The sequence below is a fragment of the Pectobacterium odoriferum genome, from assembly GCF_009931295.1.
GTDB classification, from domain to species: domain Bacteria; phylum Pseudomonadota; class Gammaproteobacteria; order Enterobacterales; family Enterobacteriaceae; genus Pectobacterium; species Pectobacterium odoriferum.
In genome coordinates, this window is sequence record NZ_CP034938.1 from 2,154,925 (window position 1) to 2,172,784 (window position 17,860).

At 51.3% G+C, this 17,860-nt stretch carries 14 protein-coding genes and 3 pseudogenes; 10 read left to right on the plus strand and 7 right to left on the minus strand.

Going from position 1 to position 17,860, the window contains the following annotated elements; genetic code table 11:
* Window positions 1–14 precede the first annotated feature (14 nt).
* A complete protein-coding gene (gene gstA, locus EO763_RS09640) occupies window positions 15–623 on the minus strand; it encodes a glutathione transferase GstA (RefSeq protein ID WP_161528805.1) in 609 nt (202 codons plus the stop codon).
* Between the two features lie 918 nt (window positions 624–1,541).
* On the opposite strand from gstA, the gene EO763_RS09645 reads away from it, so the two are divergent.
* Complete coding sequence (locus tag EO763_RS09645) at window positions 1,542–2,840, plus strand: dicarboxylate/amino acid:cation symporter (protein WP_161528806.1); 1,299 nt, start codon at window positions 1,542–1,544, stop codon at window positions 2,838–2,840.
* A 293-nt stretch (window positions 2,841–3,133) separates the two neighbouring features.
* Window positions 3,134–5,806 (plus strand): aconitate hydratase AcnA, encoded by a 2,673-nt coding sequence (gene acnA, locus EO763_RS09650; RefSeq protein WP_161528807.1) that lies wholly within the window; start codon window positions 3,134–3,136, stop codon window positions 5,804–5,806.
* A 62-nt stretch (window positions 5,807–5,868) separates the two neighbouring features.
* Here acnA and EO763_RS09655 read toward each other — a convergent pair whose 3' ends face one another.
* Both EO763_RS09655 and EO763_RS09660 read right to left on the minus strand, forming a co-directional pair.
* Window positions 5,869–6,312 carry a putative T6SS immunity periplasmic lipoprotein gene (locus EO763_RS09655; protein WP_161528808.1) on the minus strand — a complete coding sequence of 148 codons (444 nt, stop codon included), beginning with the start codon at window positions 6,310–6,312 and terminating at the stop codon, window positions 5,869–5,871.
* Window positions 6,313–6,314: 2 nt separating this feature from the next.
* Window positions 6,315–6,844: pseudogene (locus EO763_RS09660) on the minus strand (type IV secretion protein Rhs).
* A 383-nt stretch (window positions 6,845–7,227) separates the two neighbouring features.
* On the opposite strand from EO763_RS09660, the gene EO763_RS09665 reads away from it, so the two are divergent.
* Window positions 7,228–8,862, plus strand: a complete 1,635-nt coding sequence (locus EO763_RS09665) for an ABC transporter substrate-binding protein (RefSeq protein ID WP_161528809.1) — start codon at window positions 7,228–7,230, stop codon at window positions 8,860–8,862.
* 72 nt (window positions 8,863–8,934) lie between these two features.
* Here the strand turns inward: EO763_RS09665 and ribA are convergent, their stop codons facing one another.
* The gene (ribA, locus tag EO763_RS09670; RefSeq protein WP_161528810.1) at window positions 8,935–9,528 is read right to left on the minus strand and encodes a GTP cyclohydrolase II; all 594 of its coding nucleotides are present in this window, start codon (window positions 9,526–9,528) and stop codon (window positions 8,935–8,937) included.
* A 278-nt stretch (window positions 9,529–9,806) separates the two neighbouring features.
* Here ribA and pgpB point away from each other — a divergent pair, with 278 nt between their 5' ends.
* Together pgpB and EO763_RS23275 are read left to right on the plus strand one after the other, a co-directional pair.
* Window positions 9,807–10,583 (plus strand): phosphatidylglycerophosphatase B, encoded by a 777-nt coding sequence (gene pgpB, locus EO763_RS09675; protein WP_039489182.1) that lies wholly within the window; start codon window positions 9,807–9,809, stop codon window positions 10,581–10,583.
* A gap of 93 nt (window positions 10,584–10,676) precedes the next feature.
* Window positions 10,677–10,817 carry a hypothetical protein gene (locus EO763_RS23275; RefSeq protein WP_167521824.1) on the plus strand — a complete coding sequence of 47 codons (141 nt, stop codon included), beginning with the start codon at window positions 10,677–10,679 and terminating at the stop codon, window positions 10,815–10,817.
* On the opposite strand, the pseudogene EO763_RS09680 reads toward EO763_RS23275, so the two are convergent.
* Window positions 10,757–11,228 (minus strand): annotated as a pseudogene (locus EO763_RS09680) (sugar-binding domain-containing protein); the annotation flags it as partial. The gene EO763_RS23275 and the pseudogene EO763_RS09680 sit on opposite strands and share 61 nt — an antisense overlap.
* Window positions 11,229–11,412: 184 nt before the next feature.
* Between EO763_RS09680 and EO763_RS09685 the strand changes: the two are divergent.
* The 4 genes from EO763_RS09685 (at window position 11,413) to yciH (ending at window position 14,158) form a co-directional block, all read left to right on the plus strand.
* Window positions 11,413–11,718 (plus strand): LapA family protein, encoded by a 306-nt coding sequence (locus tag EO763_RS09685; protein WP_039489183.1) that lies wholly within the window; start codon window positions 11,413–11,415, stop codon window positions 11,716–11,718.
* 12 nt (window positions 11,719–11,730) lie between these two features.
* Window positions 11,731–12,900, plus strand: coding sequence for a lipopolysaccharide assembly protein LapB (gene lapB / locus EO763_RS09690; RefSeq protein ID WP_161528811.1), 1,170 nt, complete (start codon window positions 11,731–11,733; stop codon window positions 12,898–12,900).
* A 182-nt stretch (window positions 12,901–13,082) separates the two neighbouring features.
* Window positions 13,083–13,826 carry an orotidine-5'-phosphate decarboxylase gene (gene pyrF / locus EO763_RS09695; RefSeq protein ID WP_161528812.1) on the plus strand — a complete coding sequence of 248 codons (744 nt, stop codon included), beginning with the start codon at window positions 13,083–13,085 and terminating at the stop codon, window positions 13,824–13,826.
* Window positions 13,823–14,158 (plus strand): stress response translation initiation inhibitor YciH, encoded by a 336-nt coding sequence (gene yciH / locus EO763_RS09700; RefSeq protein WP_161528813.1) that lies wholly within the window; start codon window positions 13,823–13,825, stop codon window positions 14,156–14,158. The genes pyrF and yciH overlap by 4 nt, the downstream gene beginning before the upstream one ends.
* Before the next feature lie 76 nt (window positions 14,159–14,234).
* Here the strand turns inward: yciH and osmB are convergent, their stop codons facing one another.
* Window positions 14,235–14,450, minus strand: a complete 216-nt coding sequence (osmB, locus tag EO763_RS09705) for an osmotically-inducible lipoprotein OsmB (RefSeq protein WP_010276685.1) — start codon at window positions 14,448–14,450, stop codon at window positions 14,235–14,237.
* A gap of 334 nt (window positions 14,451–14,784) precedes the next feature.
* On the opposite strand from osmB, the gene araD reads away from it, so the two are divergent.
* Entirely contained in the window at window positions 14,785–15,480 is a 696-nt protein-coding gene (araD, locus tag EO763_RS09710; RefSeq protein ID WP_161528814.1) for an L-ribulose-5-phosphate 4-epimerase, read from the plus strand.
* 200 nt (window positions 15,481–15,680) lie between these two features.
* Here the strand turns inward: araD and EO763_RS09715 are convergent.
* A pseudogene (locus EO763_RS09715) lies at window positions 15,681–17,743 on the minus strand (carbon starvation CstA family protein).
* Window positions 17,744–17,860 lie beyond the last annotated feature (117 nt).

The following is a 17,860-nucleotide window of genomic DNA, read 5'->3' on the forward strand; positions in this document are numbered from 1 at the left end:
TGCATGTTAGCCTTTCAACCTTTCAACCTTTCAACCTTAAGTGCGGTAACGACGGAAGGGCGTTCGGCAATATGGTCGAGGTAAGCCGCCAGCGCAGGGTAGCGGAACATATCCAGTTTTAGCGACTGTGCCCAGCGCATCACGGTGAACAGATACGCATCGGCGATGCTGAAACGGTTGGCGACCAGATAGTTCTGTTCACTTAACACCAGATTGATATAACGGAATTTGACCTGCAAATACTCCATCAGCAACTCTTTATACGTTTCCGGCGTGCCAGGACGGAAGAGCGGCGTAAACGTTTTGTGCAGTTCAGCAGAAATGTAATTCAGCCATTCGAGTGTATGGTAGCGCGCCATGCTGCCAGTAGGGGCGATAAGGTTACAGTGCGGAACCAGATCGGCAATGTACTCGGCGATAGCGACACCTTCTGTCAGAACAGAACCATCATCTAGTTCTAGCGCTGGCACCATCCCTTTCGGATTGATGAACGTATAGTCGGTGCCACGCTCTGTCTTTTTCGTGCGCAGATTGACCTTCTCCAGCTTGAATTCCAATTTGGATTCGATCAAAACAATGTGTGTAAAAAGAGAACTGCTTTCAGCGTTGTAAAACAGTTTCATGGAAACCCCTTCCTATTATTATTTTTCCATCAACACATGCGCTGATGATTGTTGAATAACGACATGTCGTTTTTTTACAACAAAACGTAACGGGAGAGTGTGAGGCCTCTTGCAAAATACTCCTTATGTATGATTTTTGCGTGAAGTTTTGGCGATTTTTGCGGCGAAAAAATAAATTTTCATACGTCATTCCAATGCGATCTTGCTGGTTTGAACGGAGACGATCGATAAAGCCCTATAGTGTGTGGCTTATGCCCTTTTGGCTGGGGCAGAAACAGCAGCGTTACGGATTGTGAGGGCAACTTCTGGGTTAGCAAGATCGCGATAGGCCGGTGGGAGAGAGGAGAGGCCAGGGCGGAGCAGCAAATAAAATGGTGTTGTTGATTTTTGAAGCCAATACGGTGAAATAAGCGGCGTGGGAGATGTTTTTCGACGCATGATTTATAGCGGTTAATTAATCATTACTACATCTCTTGATAAGAAAAATTTCATTAGTGATTGATTTCGTATTTTTCATGATACCGTCGATTTAAGTTATTCCCCCATGGTTAGCGTCTAATGGATATTTAAAAGTAAAAATAGGAAAAGGTATGAAGGGGAACTATTTCAAAGTGAAGTTGATTAAACTACCCCTTTGTTTATTGCATGTAATAAAAGAGGGGTAGTTATGTCCAACGGTTTCCGTAGCGCGTGCGAAATATTAATGAATAGCGATATTTTCAATTATACGTTACGTCTCGTCGACATTTTTTCATCGGTGATGGAAAAGTAAATACGCTTCCCGAGTAACTATTATCATCACATCAAGACACAGATAATATGCTGACAAAAATCGGATAAGCCATGCCAGTGTGTTAGGTGGCTAATGTTTGCTAATAATGTGTATTGTCTGATTCTATTTATTATCATGAGGTTACTATGAAAAAAAACAGGTTATTGTTTTTTATAGCCTTGGCTATTCTTCTCGGGATTATTGTCGGCGGGGCCTGTCATGCTTTATTAACGGCGCAGGAAGCCAAAGAGGTCGTATCCTACTTTAATTTAGTAACCGATGTTTTTCTTCGCCTGATAAAAATGATCATTGCGCCATTAGTCTTCGCCACATTGGTCTCCGGCCTTGCTAGCATGGGGAACTCTTCTTCCGTCGGCCGAATAGGGCTGAAGGCGATGGTGTGGTTTATTTGTTCTTCCGTGCTTTCCCTTTTTATTGGCATGATGTTAGCCAATATCTTCGAGCCAGGCGTTGGAATGAATCTCGCCATTCCCAGTACGCCAATAGCGGTAGATACCGGCGTGAATACCGGTGGCTTTACACTGAAAAGTTTCATTGCTCATATATTTCCACGCAGCATCGTCGAAGCGATGGCGAATAACGAAATATTGCAGATTTTGGTGTTCTCTATGTTCTTCGGTTCTGCGCTGGCTTTTGTGAAAGGCCAGAATAAACATGCCGTCACGATGGAATCGATGATAGAGGAACTGGCGAAAGTGATGTTCCGGGTGACAGACTATGTCATGCGGTTGGCGCCTCTGGCCGTATTTTCCTCGCTGGCATCTTCTATTACGACCGAAGGCCTGGGGCTGCTCCTCGACTTTGGCAAGGTGATTGGCGAGTTCTACCTTGGGTTGGCGTTGCTATGGGGACTTATGTTCGGGGCTGGCGCGCTGTTCCTCGGTAAGAAAGCAACCTGGGGCCTGATCAAACTGCTGCGCGAACCCAGTATGTTGGCATTTGCCACCGCCAGTAGCGAAGCGGCTTACCCGAAAACGATGGAAGCACTGAGCGAATTCGGCGTTCCCAAAAAAATCACCAGCTTCGTACTCCCGTTGGGGTATTCCTTTAACCTTGTCGGCTCCATGATCTATCAGGCTTTTGCCATTCTGTTTATCGCGCAGGCTTACAATATCCACTTAAGCCTGACGGAGCAGACCTTGATTCTGCTGACGCTGATGATCACCAGTAAAGGTATGGCTGGCGTGGCGCGTGCCGCGGTCGTAGTGGTAGCCGCCACCTTGCCGATGTTCAGCTTACCCGAAGCGGGCATTTTGCTGATTATTGGTATCGATCAGTTCCTAGACATGGGCCGCACGGCGACCAATGTGATTGGTAACGGTATGGCAACCGCGGTTGTTGCCAAACTGGAACGAAACCATGGCCTGGAAGAGCAAGACCATGTCGACGAAGAAGCACCCGTGATGGCAACTGGAAATGTCTAAATTAACGTCAGGTTAATGCACTGAGACAGACGGCCTTCGGGCCGTTTTCTTTCCTCTCCTCGCTCTCTGCCATACGTTACCGTGACTGTTTTCCATTCCACTCGCGTTTATTCTGATTTGCCCCTTTTCAATAGCTAACGGCTATCGCTGCGTTCATATCGCCTTGTTGCAAAAACGTTATTTTTTGTTTGTGTTATCTTTAAATAAGACCGCAAGCTCAGGCTGGTTATTGATTAATCGCCCGATGCAGAATAACGAACATACCCGAAAAACAAGTTCATTTGGGAGGAAGCATGTCATCACACCTTCGCGACACTTGTCTGGACACACTGACGGTACAGAAGCAGATTTACCATTACTACAGCCTGCCGAAGGCGGCGAAAACGCTTGGCAACATCGATAAATTACCGAAGTCGCTCAAGGTGCTGCTGGAGAATTTGTTGCGTCATCAGGACGGCGACACGGTAGAGCAGGACGATCTTCAGGCAGTCGTGGACTGGCTGAAAACGGGCCATGTTGACCGGGAAATTGCCTATCGGCCCGCGCGTGTATTGATGCAGGACTTTACCGGCGTGCCTGCCGTGGTTGATCTGGCGGCAATGCGAGCGGCGGTGAAACGACTGGGCGGCGATGTGAATAAGGTTAACCCGCTGTCGCCGGTCGATCTGGTTATCGACCACTCGGTGACGGTTGACCACTTCGGCGATCGTCAGGCGCTCACAGATAACACGCAGCTCGAAATGGTGCGTAACCGTGAGCGTTATGAGTTTTTGCGCTGGGGACAAAATGCCTTTAGCTACTTCAGCGTCGTGCCACCGGGAACCGGGATTTGCCATCAGGTGAACCTGGAGTATCTCGCTAAGGCCATCTGGTACGAAAAGCAGGGCGACAAGCAGTTTGCTTATCCCGATACGCTGGTGGGAACCGATTCGCATACCACGATGATTAACGGTTTGGGGGTGCTCGGCTGGGGCGTCGGCGGGATAGAGGCTGAGGCTGCGATGCTGGGGCAACCTGTTTCGATGCTGATCCCCGATGTGGTTGGTGTCAAGCTAAGCGGCAAGATGCGCGAAGGGATCACGGCAACCGATCTGGTCCTGACGGTCACGCAGATGCTGCGTAAACACGGCGTGGTCGGCAAATTTGTGGAATTTTACGGTGATGGATTGGATTCGCTGCCGCTGGCGGATCGCGCGACCATCGCCAATATGGCACCGGAATATGGTGCAACCTGTGGCTTCTTCCCTATCGACCAAATCACGCTGGATTACATGCGGTTGACCAACCGTGCAGAAGAACAGATTGCGCTGGTGGAAGCCTACAGTAAGCAGCAGGGGCTGTGGCGTAATGCGGGTGATGAACCGGTATTTACCAGCCAGCTTGCGCTGGATTTGGCGACGGTGGAAACCAGTCTGGCAGGGCCGAAACGCCCGCAGGATCGTGTGCCTTTAGCGGGCGTGCCAGAAGCCTTTAAAGCCAGCCGAGAGCTGGAAGTCAGCACGGTGAAGAACCGTTCTGACTATGAAGAATTCACGCTGGAAGGTGAAACACACCGTTTACAGCAGGGTGCTGTCGTGATCGCCGCGATCACCTCCTGTACCAATACTTCTAACCCAAGCGTGCTGATGACGGCCGGGCTGCTGGCAAAAAATGCCGTCGAGCGCGGTCTGAAAACCAAGCCGTGGGTGAAGACCTCGCTGGCACCGGGCTCACGGGTCGTAACCGATTACTATGCCAAAGCGGGATTGACGCCGTTCCTCGACGAGCTGGGATTCAATCTGGTGGGCTACGGCTGTACTACCTGTATCGGTAACTCCGGCCCGCTGCCGGATGCGATTGAAGCGGCGATAAAAGAAGGCGATCTGACGGTCGGCGCCGTCCTGTCAGGCAACCGCAACTTTGAAGGTCGTATTCATCCGCTGGTGAAGACGAACTGGCTGGCATCGCCGCCGCTGGTGGTCGCGTATGCGCTGGCGGGGAATATGAACGTCGATCTGACACAAGAACCGCTGGGTGAAGATCGTGACGGGAAAGCTGTCTACCTGAAGGATATCTGGCCGTCGGCCAAAGCGGTGGCGGACGCGGTATTAAACGTTAGCGCTGGCATGTTCCACAAACAGTATGCCGCGGTGTTTGAGGGCACGCAGGAGTGGCAAGATATCGAGGTCGACGACAATCCCACCTATCAATGGCCGGAAGAATCGACCTATATTCGTCAGACGCCTTTCTTCCTGGATATGGGGAAAGACCCCGAGCCGGTTCAGGATATCCACAATGCACGTATTCTGGCGATGCTGGGCGATTCGGTCACAACGGACCATATCTCACCAGCAGGCAACATCAAGCGCGATAGCCCGGCAGGAAAATATTTGCTGGAGCGCGGCGTCGAAACGGCGGAATTCAACTCTTACGGTTCACGACGCGGTAACCACGAAGTGATGATGCGTGGGACGTTTGCCAACATTCGTATCCGTAATGAAATGGTGTCGGGTAAAGAGGGCGGCTATACCCGCCACATCCCGTCGCAGAATGAGATGACGATCTATGATGCGGCGATGCGCTACAAGGACGACAATGTTCCGCTGGCGTTGTTTGCTGGGAAAGAGTACGGCTCCGGCTCCAGCCGTGACTGGGCAGCGAAAGGCCCGCGTTTACTGGGCGTCCGCGTGGTGATTGCCGAATCGTTTGAACGTATTCACCGTTCTAACCTGATCGGGATGGGGATTCTGCCGCTGGAATTTCCCGATGGTGTGACGCGTAAAACGCTGCAATTAACCGGCGACGAGCAGATCTCGATTACGGGATTAAATCAGCTGACGCCGGGGGCTACGGTCGAGGTGAATATCACTGATGCTGATGGCAATACGCAGACGATCAAGACCCGCTGCCGCATCGACACTCGCAACGAACTGACCTACTACCAGAACGACGGCATTCTGCACTACGTTATCCGCAATATGCTGTAATTTTATGTCTCGCCACCGAGGGCAGAAAGCCTGCTCTCGGTGAATTCACTCAATTCGAAATATTAACGGATACATGAATAATAAGCGGCTTCATCCTTTCTAAGCGGTACGCTTCGGACACTGCCGTTGGTAAACGCTATCGCAGACACGACGCTTCTTCGTAAATCACCGTATTTTTTCGATTGCAGGATATACCTGACGACGTATGTGCTGTCGTCTAAAAAGCGGTAAAAAGAAGGAGGAATGCACAGTTCGCCCTGTGTAACGACTACGCTGGGATTTTCATACAGCGTCCATTCCTGTGGCTGAGCGGCTCTTGTACTAATTGCAATAAGAGTGGGTTGGTAATCCCGAGCATCACTAACTAAAAAGCAGAGATCGCTTCCCACTTGTCTGACTGATGTCAATTCGTCTGGCTTCAAGCGATCGCCCGAACCGGGGCAACCGACAAGAAGAAAACTCGTCACTATAAGCAGAAACGCAGACAATTTTGCAGTAAATGTCATCGTTAATTCCAGGGAAAGAACTGCATGGTTTTTTGATATTGTTGCCGTATGGCGGTCTCAGAAGTATCGCCATCAAGGGTGACATCTCCCCGTGCTCTCTACATTTTCCCCACTTGATAGCCGTATGTTTTTAAAACGAAATAATCAGCGATTATTTGTGCCTGCTGTTCCATTGAGTAGCATCTTAATGTGCGGTTACCAAGTTGGTAGCGATAACTGACAGCCCAACTGACTAAACCTCTAATATGACATTCATACCTCGCTCACGCTGCCAGGCGTGGCTCAATTCATGAATAAAGAGGTGTTGGTTGGACATATTCGTGAGGGAAAAATCGTTGCTATACCATGCCCGAAAGTACAGTTCTCCATTTGGACTCATGGCTGTATTTTTATCTTGAAGGCCGAATGGAAGGTAACTGCCATGATGAATCCAAACTTTGTGGTAGTGGATTGAATCACCAAAAATAGATTTAGCCAGCCTGATTTCACCAGACGTAAGCAATCGCAAGCTCCCTTCTTTTTGATTATCCATAACAATCTCCATTTGTTATCGCTACGTAGGCTTATAGCTTGGACTATTGACGGTTAAAAATGAAGCGTTAATCCTAGCAGCGTAACGTTCATTCCAGGCGGTAAAGAAAGATATATTAACCCTGATGCACCAGCGCACGTTTTCTCACATTAAACTCTCGTATCCTCAGGCGAATTATGGTTAGGTTGTAGTGATGCTAACTACATGGGGAATAAGTAAAAATTATTGCCCAGCCATGTCCTCATCGTTCAGGTTGCAAGACAACACGCCGTCGTCTTTACTCGGTGCTGCGTGGACTTTCCATGAGCAAGCCCCAGACGAGACGAGTGAGGCACTCTTGCCAATGTAGCTTGAAGGGTGACAGAGATATAACAGGAGGTTACATGAATGAGTTGATCGAAAAACGCTTTAAACATTCGCTGCTGCTTCTCACGCTGTGTGCAACAGGGGCGATGACATCGGCTTTTGCGGCACAGGTTCCTGCCGGGACGGTGCTGGCGGATAAACAAGAGCTGGTACGAGGCAATGGGTCAGAACCAGCCTCGTTGGACCCGCATAAGGTGGAAAGCGATGTAGAAGGCCACATTATCAATGACTTCTTCGATAATCTGGTACGTGTGGGCGATGACGGTACCATTCAGCCGCGATTGGCCGAGCGCTGGGATAATAAAGACAATACGGTGTGGACATTCCACCTGCGGCCTGATGCCAAATGGTCCGATGGTTCACCGATTACTGCTGACGATGTGGTGTACAGCTGGCGACGCCTTAGCGACCCTAAAACGCTGTCGCCTTACGGTACCTACGTCGCCAGTATGTATGTGAAGAACGCGGCGGATATTCTGGCGGGTAAGAAAGCGCCGGATTCGCTGGGTGTGAAAGCGCTGGATAGTCACACCGTTGAAGTTACGCTGGAACACCCGCTTTCGTATTTCCTGGAAATGTCGGCTTACCATATTCTGGTCCCTTTGCCGAAAGCGGTTCTCGAAAAACATCCTGATAACTGGACGCAGGTCGGGAATTTTGTCAGCAGTGGCCCTTATACGCTGAGCGAATGGGTGGTTAACGAACGCATCGTCGGTAAGCGCAATAGTCAGTATTGGGATAACGCGCATACCGTGATTAATAAAGTGACGTACCTGCCAATCAGCTCGCAGGCGGCGGAGTTGAATCGTTATAAATCTGGCGAAATTGATGTCACGGGCATCTTGTCACCGATTCAATTCGCATCGTTGCAAAAAGAGTACCCACAGGAGGTGAAAGTCTCGCCGCTGCTGGCTACCTATTTTTATCGCTTCAATATGAAAAAAGCCCCTTTTGACGATCCCCGCGTCCGTCGTGCACTGGATCTCAGTTTGGATAAAAATATCATCGCAAACAATGTACTCGGTATGGGGCAGACGCCTGCTTACAGCGTGATCCCCAAAAATGTAAGCGGCTTTCAGCGCAAGGATCCTGAATGGGCAAGCTGGACACAGCAACAGCGTAATGAGGAAGCGAAGAAACTGTTGAAAGAGGCTGGGTTTGATGAAAAACATCCGCTGAAATTCAACCTGCTTTACAACACCTCCGAATCGCATTTACGCGTGGCAATTGCTGCCAGTTCAATGTGGAAAAAGAATCTTGGGTTGGAAGTGACGCTGCAAAATCAGGAATGGAAAACGATGCTGGATACCGTACGTACCGGTAACTTTGAGGTGGTCAGACAGTCCTGGACGGGGGATTACAATGAAGCCAGTACGTTCTTGAATACTCTGGAAACGAATGACAGCAACAACAACGGTAAATTCAGTAACGCACAGTATGATGCGTTGTTGAAAAAAGCGCTGACGGTGAAGGATAAGGAGGAGAAAGAGGCGATTTATCAACAGGCCTCAGATATTTTAGATAACACGATTCCATTACTGCCCATCTACTATTATGTCCAGCCACAGATGGTTAAGACCTACATCGGTGGTTTCTCTCCCAATGTGCGTGGTGATTATTACACGCAAGACATGTACATCCTCAAGCACTGATTCTAATAAAACAGCCGGTAAAAAACCGGCTGTGAGCATTGAAAGAAACGATCCTGACGCGAAGCGGGATCGTTATTTCATATCCAGCAGGTGCCCCATTTTGGCCGCCTTGGTCGCCAGGTAGTTCTCATTCTTCGGGTTGCGCCCGACGATTAATGGCACGCGCTCAACGATATTGATGCCTGCTTCGTTGAGTATTTTCACTTTCTGCGGGTTATTGGTCAGCAAGCGAACTTCATCAACACCCAGCAGCTTGAACATGTCAGCGCACAGCGTGAAATCGCGCTCATCGGCGGCGAACCCAAGCTGATGGTTAGCTTCTACCGTATCAGCCCCCAGATCCTGCAACGCATACGCGCGGATTTTATTGAGCAACCCGATATTACGGCCTTCCTGACGATGGTATAACAGCACGCCGCGACCTTCTTCGGCGATGTGACCCAATGCAGCCTCAAGCTGGAAACCACAGTCACAGCGCAGGCTAAACAAGGCATCCCCTGTCAGGCACTCGGAATGCACGCGAGCAAGTACGGGAACTGAACCGGAAATATCACCGTAGACCAATGCAAGGTGATCGTGACCTGTGGCGAACTCTTCAAAACCCACCATCAGGAAATCGCCCCACGGCGTGGGTAACTTGGCTTCCGCCACCCGTTTTAGCTGCATACTTTTCTCCAAAAAATCTGTATCCAAAAAAGCTGTGTCCACAAAACAAAAGTGCTGAGGCGAATCCTACTGCTGCCTATCGCGCTTGACCAGCAAAAAAGCCTGCTTAAGAACATCACAAAAATTGAATTACAACGTGGTCTTACCGCGGTCTGGTTTCAGGTTCGTTGACAGAACTGAGCGCTATTTTACGCCATGCTGACAGTTTTTGTCGGATTTTCTGATAGAATTGTGAAAGTTTTGTTGCATAGCATCATGCTGAATTATGGGAAGAAATTATGTACGAAATTGCCAAACGAACCACCATTGGCGCAGCGCTATTACTGATTATGCCCATGATTATCTGGATGAGCGGTTGGCAGTGGCAACCAGAGTACGACGGACTTTGGTTACGTGTACTCTTCTGGATTACAGAAACGGTGACATCGCCGTGGGGCATTCTGACCAGCATCGTGCTGAGTATCTGGTTTCTCTGGTGCCTGCGTTTTCGTCTTAAGCCCGCACTCGGTCTGCTGGTCATCATGGCGATTACGGTGCTGATTGGGCAGGGAATCAAATCGGTGATTAAAGAGTGGGTACAGGAATCACGGCCCTATGTCGTCTGGCTGGAGAAAAATCATCAGGTGGACGATAGCTATTTCTACTCGCTGCCGCGCAAGGAGCGTTCGGAACTGGTGAAAACGCAATTGCAGGACCAAACGCAGATTCCACAATGGCTGCGCAGCCACTGGCAGTTTGAAACTGGCTTTGCTTTCCCTTCTGGCCACACCATGTTTGCCGCAACCTGGGCGCTGCTGGGCGTTGGGCTGCTGTGGGCGCGTCGGCATTATAAAACGGTGGTGATCTTGATGCTGTGGGCCAGCGGCGTGATGGGTAGCCGTCTGATACTCGGCATGCATTGGCCGCAGGATTTGGTGGTGGCGACGTTAATTAGCTGGCTGCTGGTGGTGGTCGCCAGTTGGCTGGCACAGCGTTGGTGCGGCCCGCTCTCGCTCCAGTATGAAGAAATCAAAGAACAGGCGGAGGAGGATGTCGCCGAAAATAAATCCTCGTAGCGCTTGAGTTGTTGTTCCTGTTGTAGGTTGTACTCCATAGATAATCCCCTGTAGCACGTACCCTGCGGATGGCATTTGTCATCCGCATTTTTTATGACGGACCTCCTTGTCTGTCACCTTGCGGGGCGTCATGACGTGATTGTGGTGGGCTTTGACGGTAGTCGAACCGGCGGGAGCGTCGCCTGTTCGTTGGCGCTTGGCCCAACGTCACCTAACAGTTGGATGACGCCCTGAGCTTTGACACTTTGTGGATACAAGCTGTCCAGCATCGCCCGCAGCGTGCTGCTTCAGGACGAGATGCTGACCAGGTCGTCAGGGCGGATACTGGTTTGGACATAGTGTGCGGCGGCAGAACCAATCGCCTGCTTGATTTGCGCCAGCGTGGCGTTATCGGCGACATCCACCACGATAGCTTGATCGATGCCGTAGCGCTTCTGAATTGCTGCTTCCAGCCCCATGAACATGTTCGGGGGTTGAATTACACTGATTTTGACCACACCTTCTTTAACACAGCGCGTGATAGCGCGGGAGACAAAAGACTGTGACAAATGGAGTGAGGCGGCAATTTCTGTTTGTTTCATCCCTTCGCTATAATAGAGCGTAGCGATCTTGACCCAATAATCGCTGTTCGTCCTGCTTTGACATGACTTTTCCCCTCGCTGGCTTGCTGCTGTCATTTTTATTCAGCACAGAATAAATAACAAGCGCAGACGGCAGTGGAGCGCGGTTCTTGATTTCCTTGTCCGCGTCGGACATGGTAATTTAATGGGGTTTGTCGCCAAAATTTGGCATAATTCATCCGGTTAATGGATATCACAGGAAGGACAATGTGAAATATTTGCTGATTTTTTTACTCGTGCTGGCGATATTCATCATTTCTGTCACACTGGGGGCGCACAACGATCAGGTTGTGACATTTAACTACCTGCTGGCACAGGGGGAGTATCGTATCTCCACACTGCTCGCCACGCTATTTGCCTTGGGTTTTGCCCTTGGCTGGGTTATCTGTGGTCTGTTTTATCTGCGTCAGCGCATTGCGCTTGGCCGTGCACAGCGTAAAATCAAGCGTCTGGAACAACAGCTTTCTACCTCTAGCGAGGAGAATGTGGCGTCAGTGCAGACGGTCACCCACTAAGGAATTTGCTCTATGTTAGAACTGCTGTTTCTGTTGCTGCCCGTGGCCGCCGCGTACGGCTGGTACATGGGTCGCAGAAGTGCGCAGCAGGACAAAGAGCAAGAATCCAACCGCCTGTCCCGTGAGTATGTCACCGGGGTTAACTTCCTGTTGTCCAACCAGCAGGATAAGGCGGTTGAGCTGTTCCTTGACATGCTCAAGGATGACAGCAACACCTTTGAAGCCCACCTCACGCTCGGTAACCTGTTTCGTTCGCGCGGCGAAGTTGACCGTGCGATTCGTATCCACCAGTCGCTGACTGAAAGCGCATCGTTAACCTTTGAACAACGCCTGCTGGCAATGCAACAGCTGGGCCGTGACTACATGGCCGCGGGGCTGTATGACCGCGCTGAAGAAAGTTTCAACCAACTGGTGGACGAAGAAGATTTTCGGCGCAGCGCCTTGCAGCAGCTCTTGCAGATTCATCAGGCGACCAGCGACTGGCAGACGGCAATTGATGTTGCTGAAAAGCTGGTCAAGATGGGAAAAGACCAGCTCCGCGTGGACATCGCGCATTTTTACTGTGAATTGGCGCTGTTGGCGATGGGTAGCGACGATCTGGATAAAGCCCTAACGCTCCTGAAGAAAGGGGCGGCAGCGGACAGTCAGTGCGCCCGTGCGTCTATCATGATGGGACGCATCTACATGGCGCAGCAGGATTATTCGCGTGCCGTGGAGGCTCTGCGACAGGTTCTCGATCAGGATAAAGAGCTGGTTAGCGAAACGCTGCCGATGCTGCAAGAGTGCTATCAGCATTTAGATAAACCTTTGGATTGGGCGAATTTCCTCAGACGCTGCGTAGAAGAAAATACCGGTGCGACGGCGGAATTGATGCTGGCCGACATCCTCGAAAGAGAAGAGGGGGCGGAGGTTGCGCAGGCTTATATTAACCGTCAGCTTCAACGCCACCCCACGATGCGCGTGTTCCATCGCCTGATGGATTTTCACCTGCATGAAGCGGAAGACGGACGAACAAAAGAAAATCTTCAGGGATTGCGCGACATGGTGGGTGAACAGATTCGCACCAAACCCCGCTACAGCTGCCGCAAATGTGGCTTCACGTCACAATCACTCTATTGGCAATGTCCTTCCTGCCGCACCTGGGCCAGCGTAAAGCCAATCCGTGGATTAGACGGGCAATAACCTCTCACGATATCGAGTGGGTATTTTTTAACGCGCTTTAGTTACAACATACTAATGATTGTGTGTGATTTCCGTTTCAGCAGGCTTCTTTAACGTCATTGGTCTTCAGGCGGCTGGGATTTCAGGGGCGGGGCATGTAGAATGCGGCGGGAATTTTGGCTTCGCAAGAGACTGGGTGACGAATGAAAAACGAGAATCTACAGCAAAAGAATCAAACGGTATCATCCCCGATTGTGGTCGCACTGGACTATGCCAATCAGCAGGCGGCGCTGTCGTTTGTTGACCGTATCGATCCGCAGGATTGCCGTTTGAAGGTAGGCAAAGAGATGTTTACCTTATTCGGCCCACAGTTCGTGCAGACATTGCAACAGCGCGGTTTTGATGTGTTTCTCGATCTGAAATTCCACGATATTCCGAACACTGTCGCTCACGCCGTTGCGGCCGCCGCCGATCTTGGCGTGTGGATGGTCAATGTCCACGCCAGCGGCGGTTCGCGCATGATGACCGCGGCGAAAGAAGCGCTGGTGCCGTTTGGTAACGATGCGCCGCTGCTAATTGCCGTAACCGTGTTAACCAGCATGGACGAAGATGACCTGCGCGGGCTTGGTATTACGCTTAGCCCAGCAGAGCAGGCGGAAAAGCTGGCCGTGCTAACGCATAACAGCGGGCTGGATGGCGTGGTATGTTCCGCACATGAAGCGCAGCGGTTGAAGCAGGTATGCGGGCAGGCATTTAAGCTGGTCACGCCGGGAATTCGTCCCGCTGGCAGCGACGTCGGCGATCAGCGCCGTATTATGACGCCGATTCAGGCACAGCAGGCGGGTGTGGATTATATGGTGATTGGACGTCCGATCACCCAATCAGCGGACCCCGCACAGACGCTGCGTGAGATTCGCGCTTCATTGCTAAACGGTACGGCATCATGAACATGCGTCGCGACGAGAATAGCCAACTGGTTTACTCCACGGAAACCGGACGTATTAAGCCGGAAGAAGAACATGTCGTTCGGCCAAAAGGTGATGGCATCGTGCGCATCCAGCGTCAGACGAGCGGGCGAAAAGGGAAAGGCGTATGCCTGATTAGCGGTCTCGATCTTGATGATGCTGCGCTGGATAAGCTGGCGGCTGAATTAAAGAAAAAATGTGGCTGTGGTGGTTCAGTGAAAGACGGCGTGATCGAAATCCAGGGAGATAAGCGCGACCTGCTAAAACAGCTGCTGGAAGCGAAAGGAATGAAGGTTAAGCTGGCTGGCGGCTAAAGCACATGCGGCTTGAAGTATGACGAGTATAAAAAGCAGCAGGTTTACTCCCGTGAACCTGCTGCCCACAAATTTGTTATTTATCGACCTGACGGCCAATCAGCCCGCCGATAGCCGCACCGCCCAGTGTTCCTAATGTTCCGCCATCCGTTAAGATAGCCCCACCTACCGCACCCGCACCGGCACCAATCGCGGTATTACGGTCACGTTTGGACATGTTTGAACAGCCTGCAAGCGTTACAGCAAGCGTAATTGCCAGAGCGGCTGTTGCAAAACGTTTGTTTAATTTCATCTTTTTCCCCTTTCTGCTCTTGGTCTCACGTTTCTTGTGAGAAAATATCGAACAACATGCTTTTTACGGTATTAAATAAAGAAACCGAGCCTTCTACCACTTGATGACAAGTATAATCATCGGGAAAAACGGCAACAGGTAAAAACTCTTAATTCCCCTGCGTTATGTTAACGATAGCAATAATTGATAAGTTTGGCTGTTTTTTAATCAATCCTGTGGGGTGTCTCTTTCTTTTTCCCATAGCAGAACACCGCTAGGTCTTTAGCGATTTAGCCCATAGCGACGAACCCGTCAGGCCGCGAGAATGGTGCTATCGCGCCGATGGAGGCTGATTATGTTAGAAACGCTAAAAAAACAGGTATTGGAAGCCAATCTGGCCTTGCCGCAGCACAATCTGGTGACGTTTACTTGGGGCAATGTCAGCGCGGTGGACCGACAGCGCGGCTTGATGGTGATCAAACCTTCCGGCGTGGAATATTCAGCGATGACGCTGGAGGACATGGTCGTCGTTGAGCTGGAAAGTGGCAAGGTGGTGGAGGGGACGAAGAAACCGTCGTCAGATACCGATACCCACCGCGTGCTGTATCTGGAATTTGCCGATATCGGCGGTATTGTGCATACCCATTCCCGCCATGCCACGATCTGGGCGCAAGCCGGTAAAGATATTCCCGCCTGGGGAACAACCCACGCGGACTACTTTTATGGTCCAATTCCCTGCACACGTCTGATGACGGACGAGGAAATCAACGGTCGCTATGAGTGGGAAACGGGAAGGGTGATTGTCGAAACCTTTCGCCAGCGTAGCATTTCTCCGGTGGATGTTCCGGCCGTATTGGTTAACTCACACGGCCCCTTTGCCTGGGGGAAAGATGCAGACAACGCGGTGCACAACGCCGTTGTTCTGGAAGAGCTTGCCTACATGGGGATTTTCTCACGCCAGTTAACACCTCAATTGGGCGAGATGCAGCAAACGCTGTTGGATAAACACTACTTACGCAAGCACGGCAAGAACGCGTATTACGGACAATAAAGCGCAGCGGTTTCTTCACGTTACCTTTGAGCCATATAGCGCCCATCAGCGGCGCTATTGTTTTTTGTGGGACTTGATGACTTCGATCGATCCTGACCGGCACAAATTCCGTGCTAAATCCGTAAGGCTGGCGGATAGGGATGGCACCCATAAAAAATCCCTCCGCGAGGGAGGGATTGGAGGGGATGTGTCGATGATGCTTAAGGCTGAGCGCCGTCTCGTAAGACAATCGGGCTCTCTTTTGCCGTTGGGACATCGCTATTCATCGCACGACGAATGACGAAGAATGCGGAAACCAGCATTGTGACCGCAACCAGCATGAAGAACCCACACAGCGCGGCATTGATCTGGTTACTGAAGACGATGGTTTCCATGTCTTTAATCGATTTGGCCGGTGCGATCAGCGTATTTTGTTCAATACCCGCCGCGAAGCGCTTCGCCTGAGCCAGAAAGCCGATGCTCGGTTTTTCATGGAAGATTTTCTGCCAACCCGCCGTCATCGACGTAATAAACAGCCAGACGGTTGGGACGATAGTCACCCACGCATAGCGCTGCTTCTTCATCTTAAACAATACCACGGTGCCGAGAATCAACGCCATCGAGGCCAGCATCTGGTTACCGATACCGAACAGCGGCCAGAGTGTATTGATCCCGCCCAGTGGATCGATCACGCCCTGATACACGAAGAATCCCCAGCCGGAAACGGCAACGGTCGTACCGGCCAGATTCCCCAGCCAGGAACGGCTGTTCGCTAATCTGGGAATCGCAATACCGACCAGATCCTGCACCATGAAACGACAGGCTCGCGTTCCGGCGTCAACCGCCGTCAGAATGAACAGTGCTTCAAACAGAATCGCGAAGTGATACCAGAATGCCATCATCGCTCGGCTGTTAAAGATTTCCGTGATGATGTAGGCCATACCCACCGCGAAGGTCGGTGCACCACCGGCGCGGGAAAGAATAGAGGCTTCGCCAACGTCATTGGCAATGGCACTCAATTCCTGCGGGGTAATCACAAACCCCCAGTTATTGATGGCTAACGAGGCGCTCTCAACCGTGGTGCCGATCAAGGCGGCGGGTGAGTTCATGGCGAAGTAGATACCCGGTTCGATAACCGAGGCACAAATCAGCGCCATAATCGCCACGAAGGATTCCATCAGCATCGCACCATAGCCGATGAAGCGGATGTGGCTCTCACGTTCAACCAGTTTCGGCGTGGTGCCGCTGGAAACCAGCGCGTGGAAGCCGGAAATCGCGCCGCAGGCGATGGTGATAAACAGGAAGGGGAACAGCGTACCGGAGAAGACCGGGCCGCTGCCGTCAATAAAACGAGAAACGGCAGGCATTTTCATTTCCGGCATCGCGAATACAATACCGAAGGCCAGCCCGACAATCACCCCGATTTTCAGGAACGTAGAGAGATAATCACGCGGTGCCAGCAGTAGCCAGACGGGCAGGACTGACGCCACGAAGCCGTAAATCACCAGTACCCAGGTGAGTGACGTCCCTTTTAGCGTGAAGAACGGCCCCCAGTAAGGGTGTACAGCGATGTTGCCGCCGTAGACAATCGCCAGCATCATCAGCACAAAGCCGATGATGGACACCTCAGCGATTTTGCCCGGACGTAAAAAGCGCATGTAAACGCCCATGAAGAGCGCGATAGGGATGGTGGCGGCAATCGTGAACAATCCCACGGACTTTCTGCCAGCGCCTTAACGACGACCAGCGCCAGCGCCGAGAGAATGATGATCATCACGCCCAGCGCACCGAGCATCGTGATAATACCCGCGAACGTGCCCAACTCCTGTTTTGCCATCTCACCCAGAGAACGACCGTCCCGGCGGGTTGAGATAAATAGCACCAGAAAATCCTGCACGGCACCCGCCAGCATCACGCCGACCAGAATCCAGATCGTACCGGGTAGGAAGCCCATCTGTGCGGCGAGAATCGGCCCGACCAGCGGCCCGGCCCCCGCGATGGCGGCAAAGTGGTGGCCGAACAGTACCCATTTATTGGTGGGAACGTAATCCAGACCGTCGTTATGACGCTCCGCTGGTGTCAGTCGGCGATCGTCGAGCTCAAACACTTTTTTGGCGATAAATAGGCTGTAAAACCGATAGGCGATGCTGTAACACGATACCGCAGCGATAACCAACCACACGGCATTGACGTGTTCACCGCGGCTTAGCGCCAGCGTGGCGAACGAAAAGGCGCCCGCCAGGCCGACTAGCAGCCAGATCACAATGCTCTTTACGTTACTCATAACAACGGCTCCTTCGTTATTCAGAAAAGGTATACCGTAATACTTCAAGCTGCATGTGCGTTGGCAATACTCGGCTCTCACCCTTCGGGCCAGCGCTGACGCTGTTCAAATCGGTTA

What these genes read in the sequence shown, in the direction of transcription:
- gstA (WP_161528805.1), bottom strand. Translation starts at nt 623, where the DNA reads ATGAAACTGTTTTACAACGCTGAAAGCAGTTCTCTTTTTACACACATT.
- EO763_RS09645 (WP_161528806.1), top strand. Translation starts at nt 1,542, where the DNA reads ATGAAAAAAAACAGGTTATTGTTTTTTATAGCCTTGGCTATTCTTCTC.
- acnA (WP_161528807.1), top strand. Translation starts at nt 3,134, where the DNA reads ATGTCATCACACCTTCGCGACACTTGTCTGGACACACTGACGGTACAG.
- EO763_RS09655 (WP_161528808.1), bottom strand. Translation starts at nt 6,312, where the DNA reads ATGACATTTACTGCAAAATTGTCTGCGTTTCTGCTTATAGTGACGAGT.
- EO763_RS09665 (WP_161528809.1), top strand. Translation starts at nt 7,228, where the DNA reads ATGAATGAGTTGATCGAAAAACGCTTTAAACATTCGCTGCTGCTTCTC.
- ribA (WP_161528810.1), bottom strand. Translation starts at nt 9,528, where the DNA reads ATGCAGCTAAAACGGGTGGCGGAAGCCAAGTTACCCACGCCGTGGGGC.
- pgpB (WP_039489182.1), top strand. Translation starts at nt 9,807, where the DNA reads ATGTACGAAATTGCCAAACGAACCACCATTGGCGCAGCGCTATTACTG.
- EO763_RS23275 (WP_167521824.1), top strand. Translation starts at nt 10,677, where the DNA reads ATGACGGACCTCCTTGTCTGTCACCTTGCGGGGCGTCATGACGTGATT.
- lapB (WP_161528811.1), top strand. Translation starts at nt 11,731, where the DNA reads ATGTTAGAACTGCTGTTTCTGTTGCTGCCCGTGGCCGCCGCGTACGGC.
- pyrF (WP_161528812.1), top strand. Translation starts at nt 13,083, where the DNA reads ATGAAAAACGAGAATCTACAGCAAAAGAATCAAACGGTATCATCCCCG.
- yciH (WP_161528813.1), top strand. Translation starts at nt 13,823, where the DNA reads ATGAACATGCGTCGCGACGAGAATAGCCAACTGGTTTACTCCACGGAA.
- osmB (WP_010276685.1), bottom strand. Translation starts at nt 14,450, where the DNA reads ATGAAATTAAACAAACGTTTTGCAACAGCCGCTCTGGCAATTACGCTT.
- araD (WP_161528814.1), top strand. Translation starts at nt 14,785, where the DNA reads ATGTTAGAAACGCTAAAAAAACAGGTATTGGAAGCCAATCTGGCCTTG.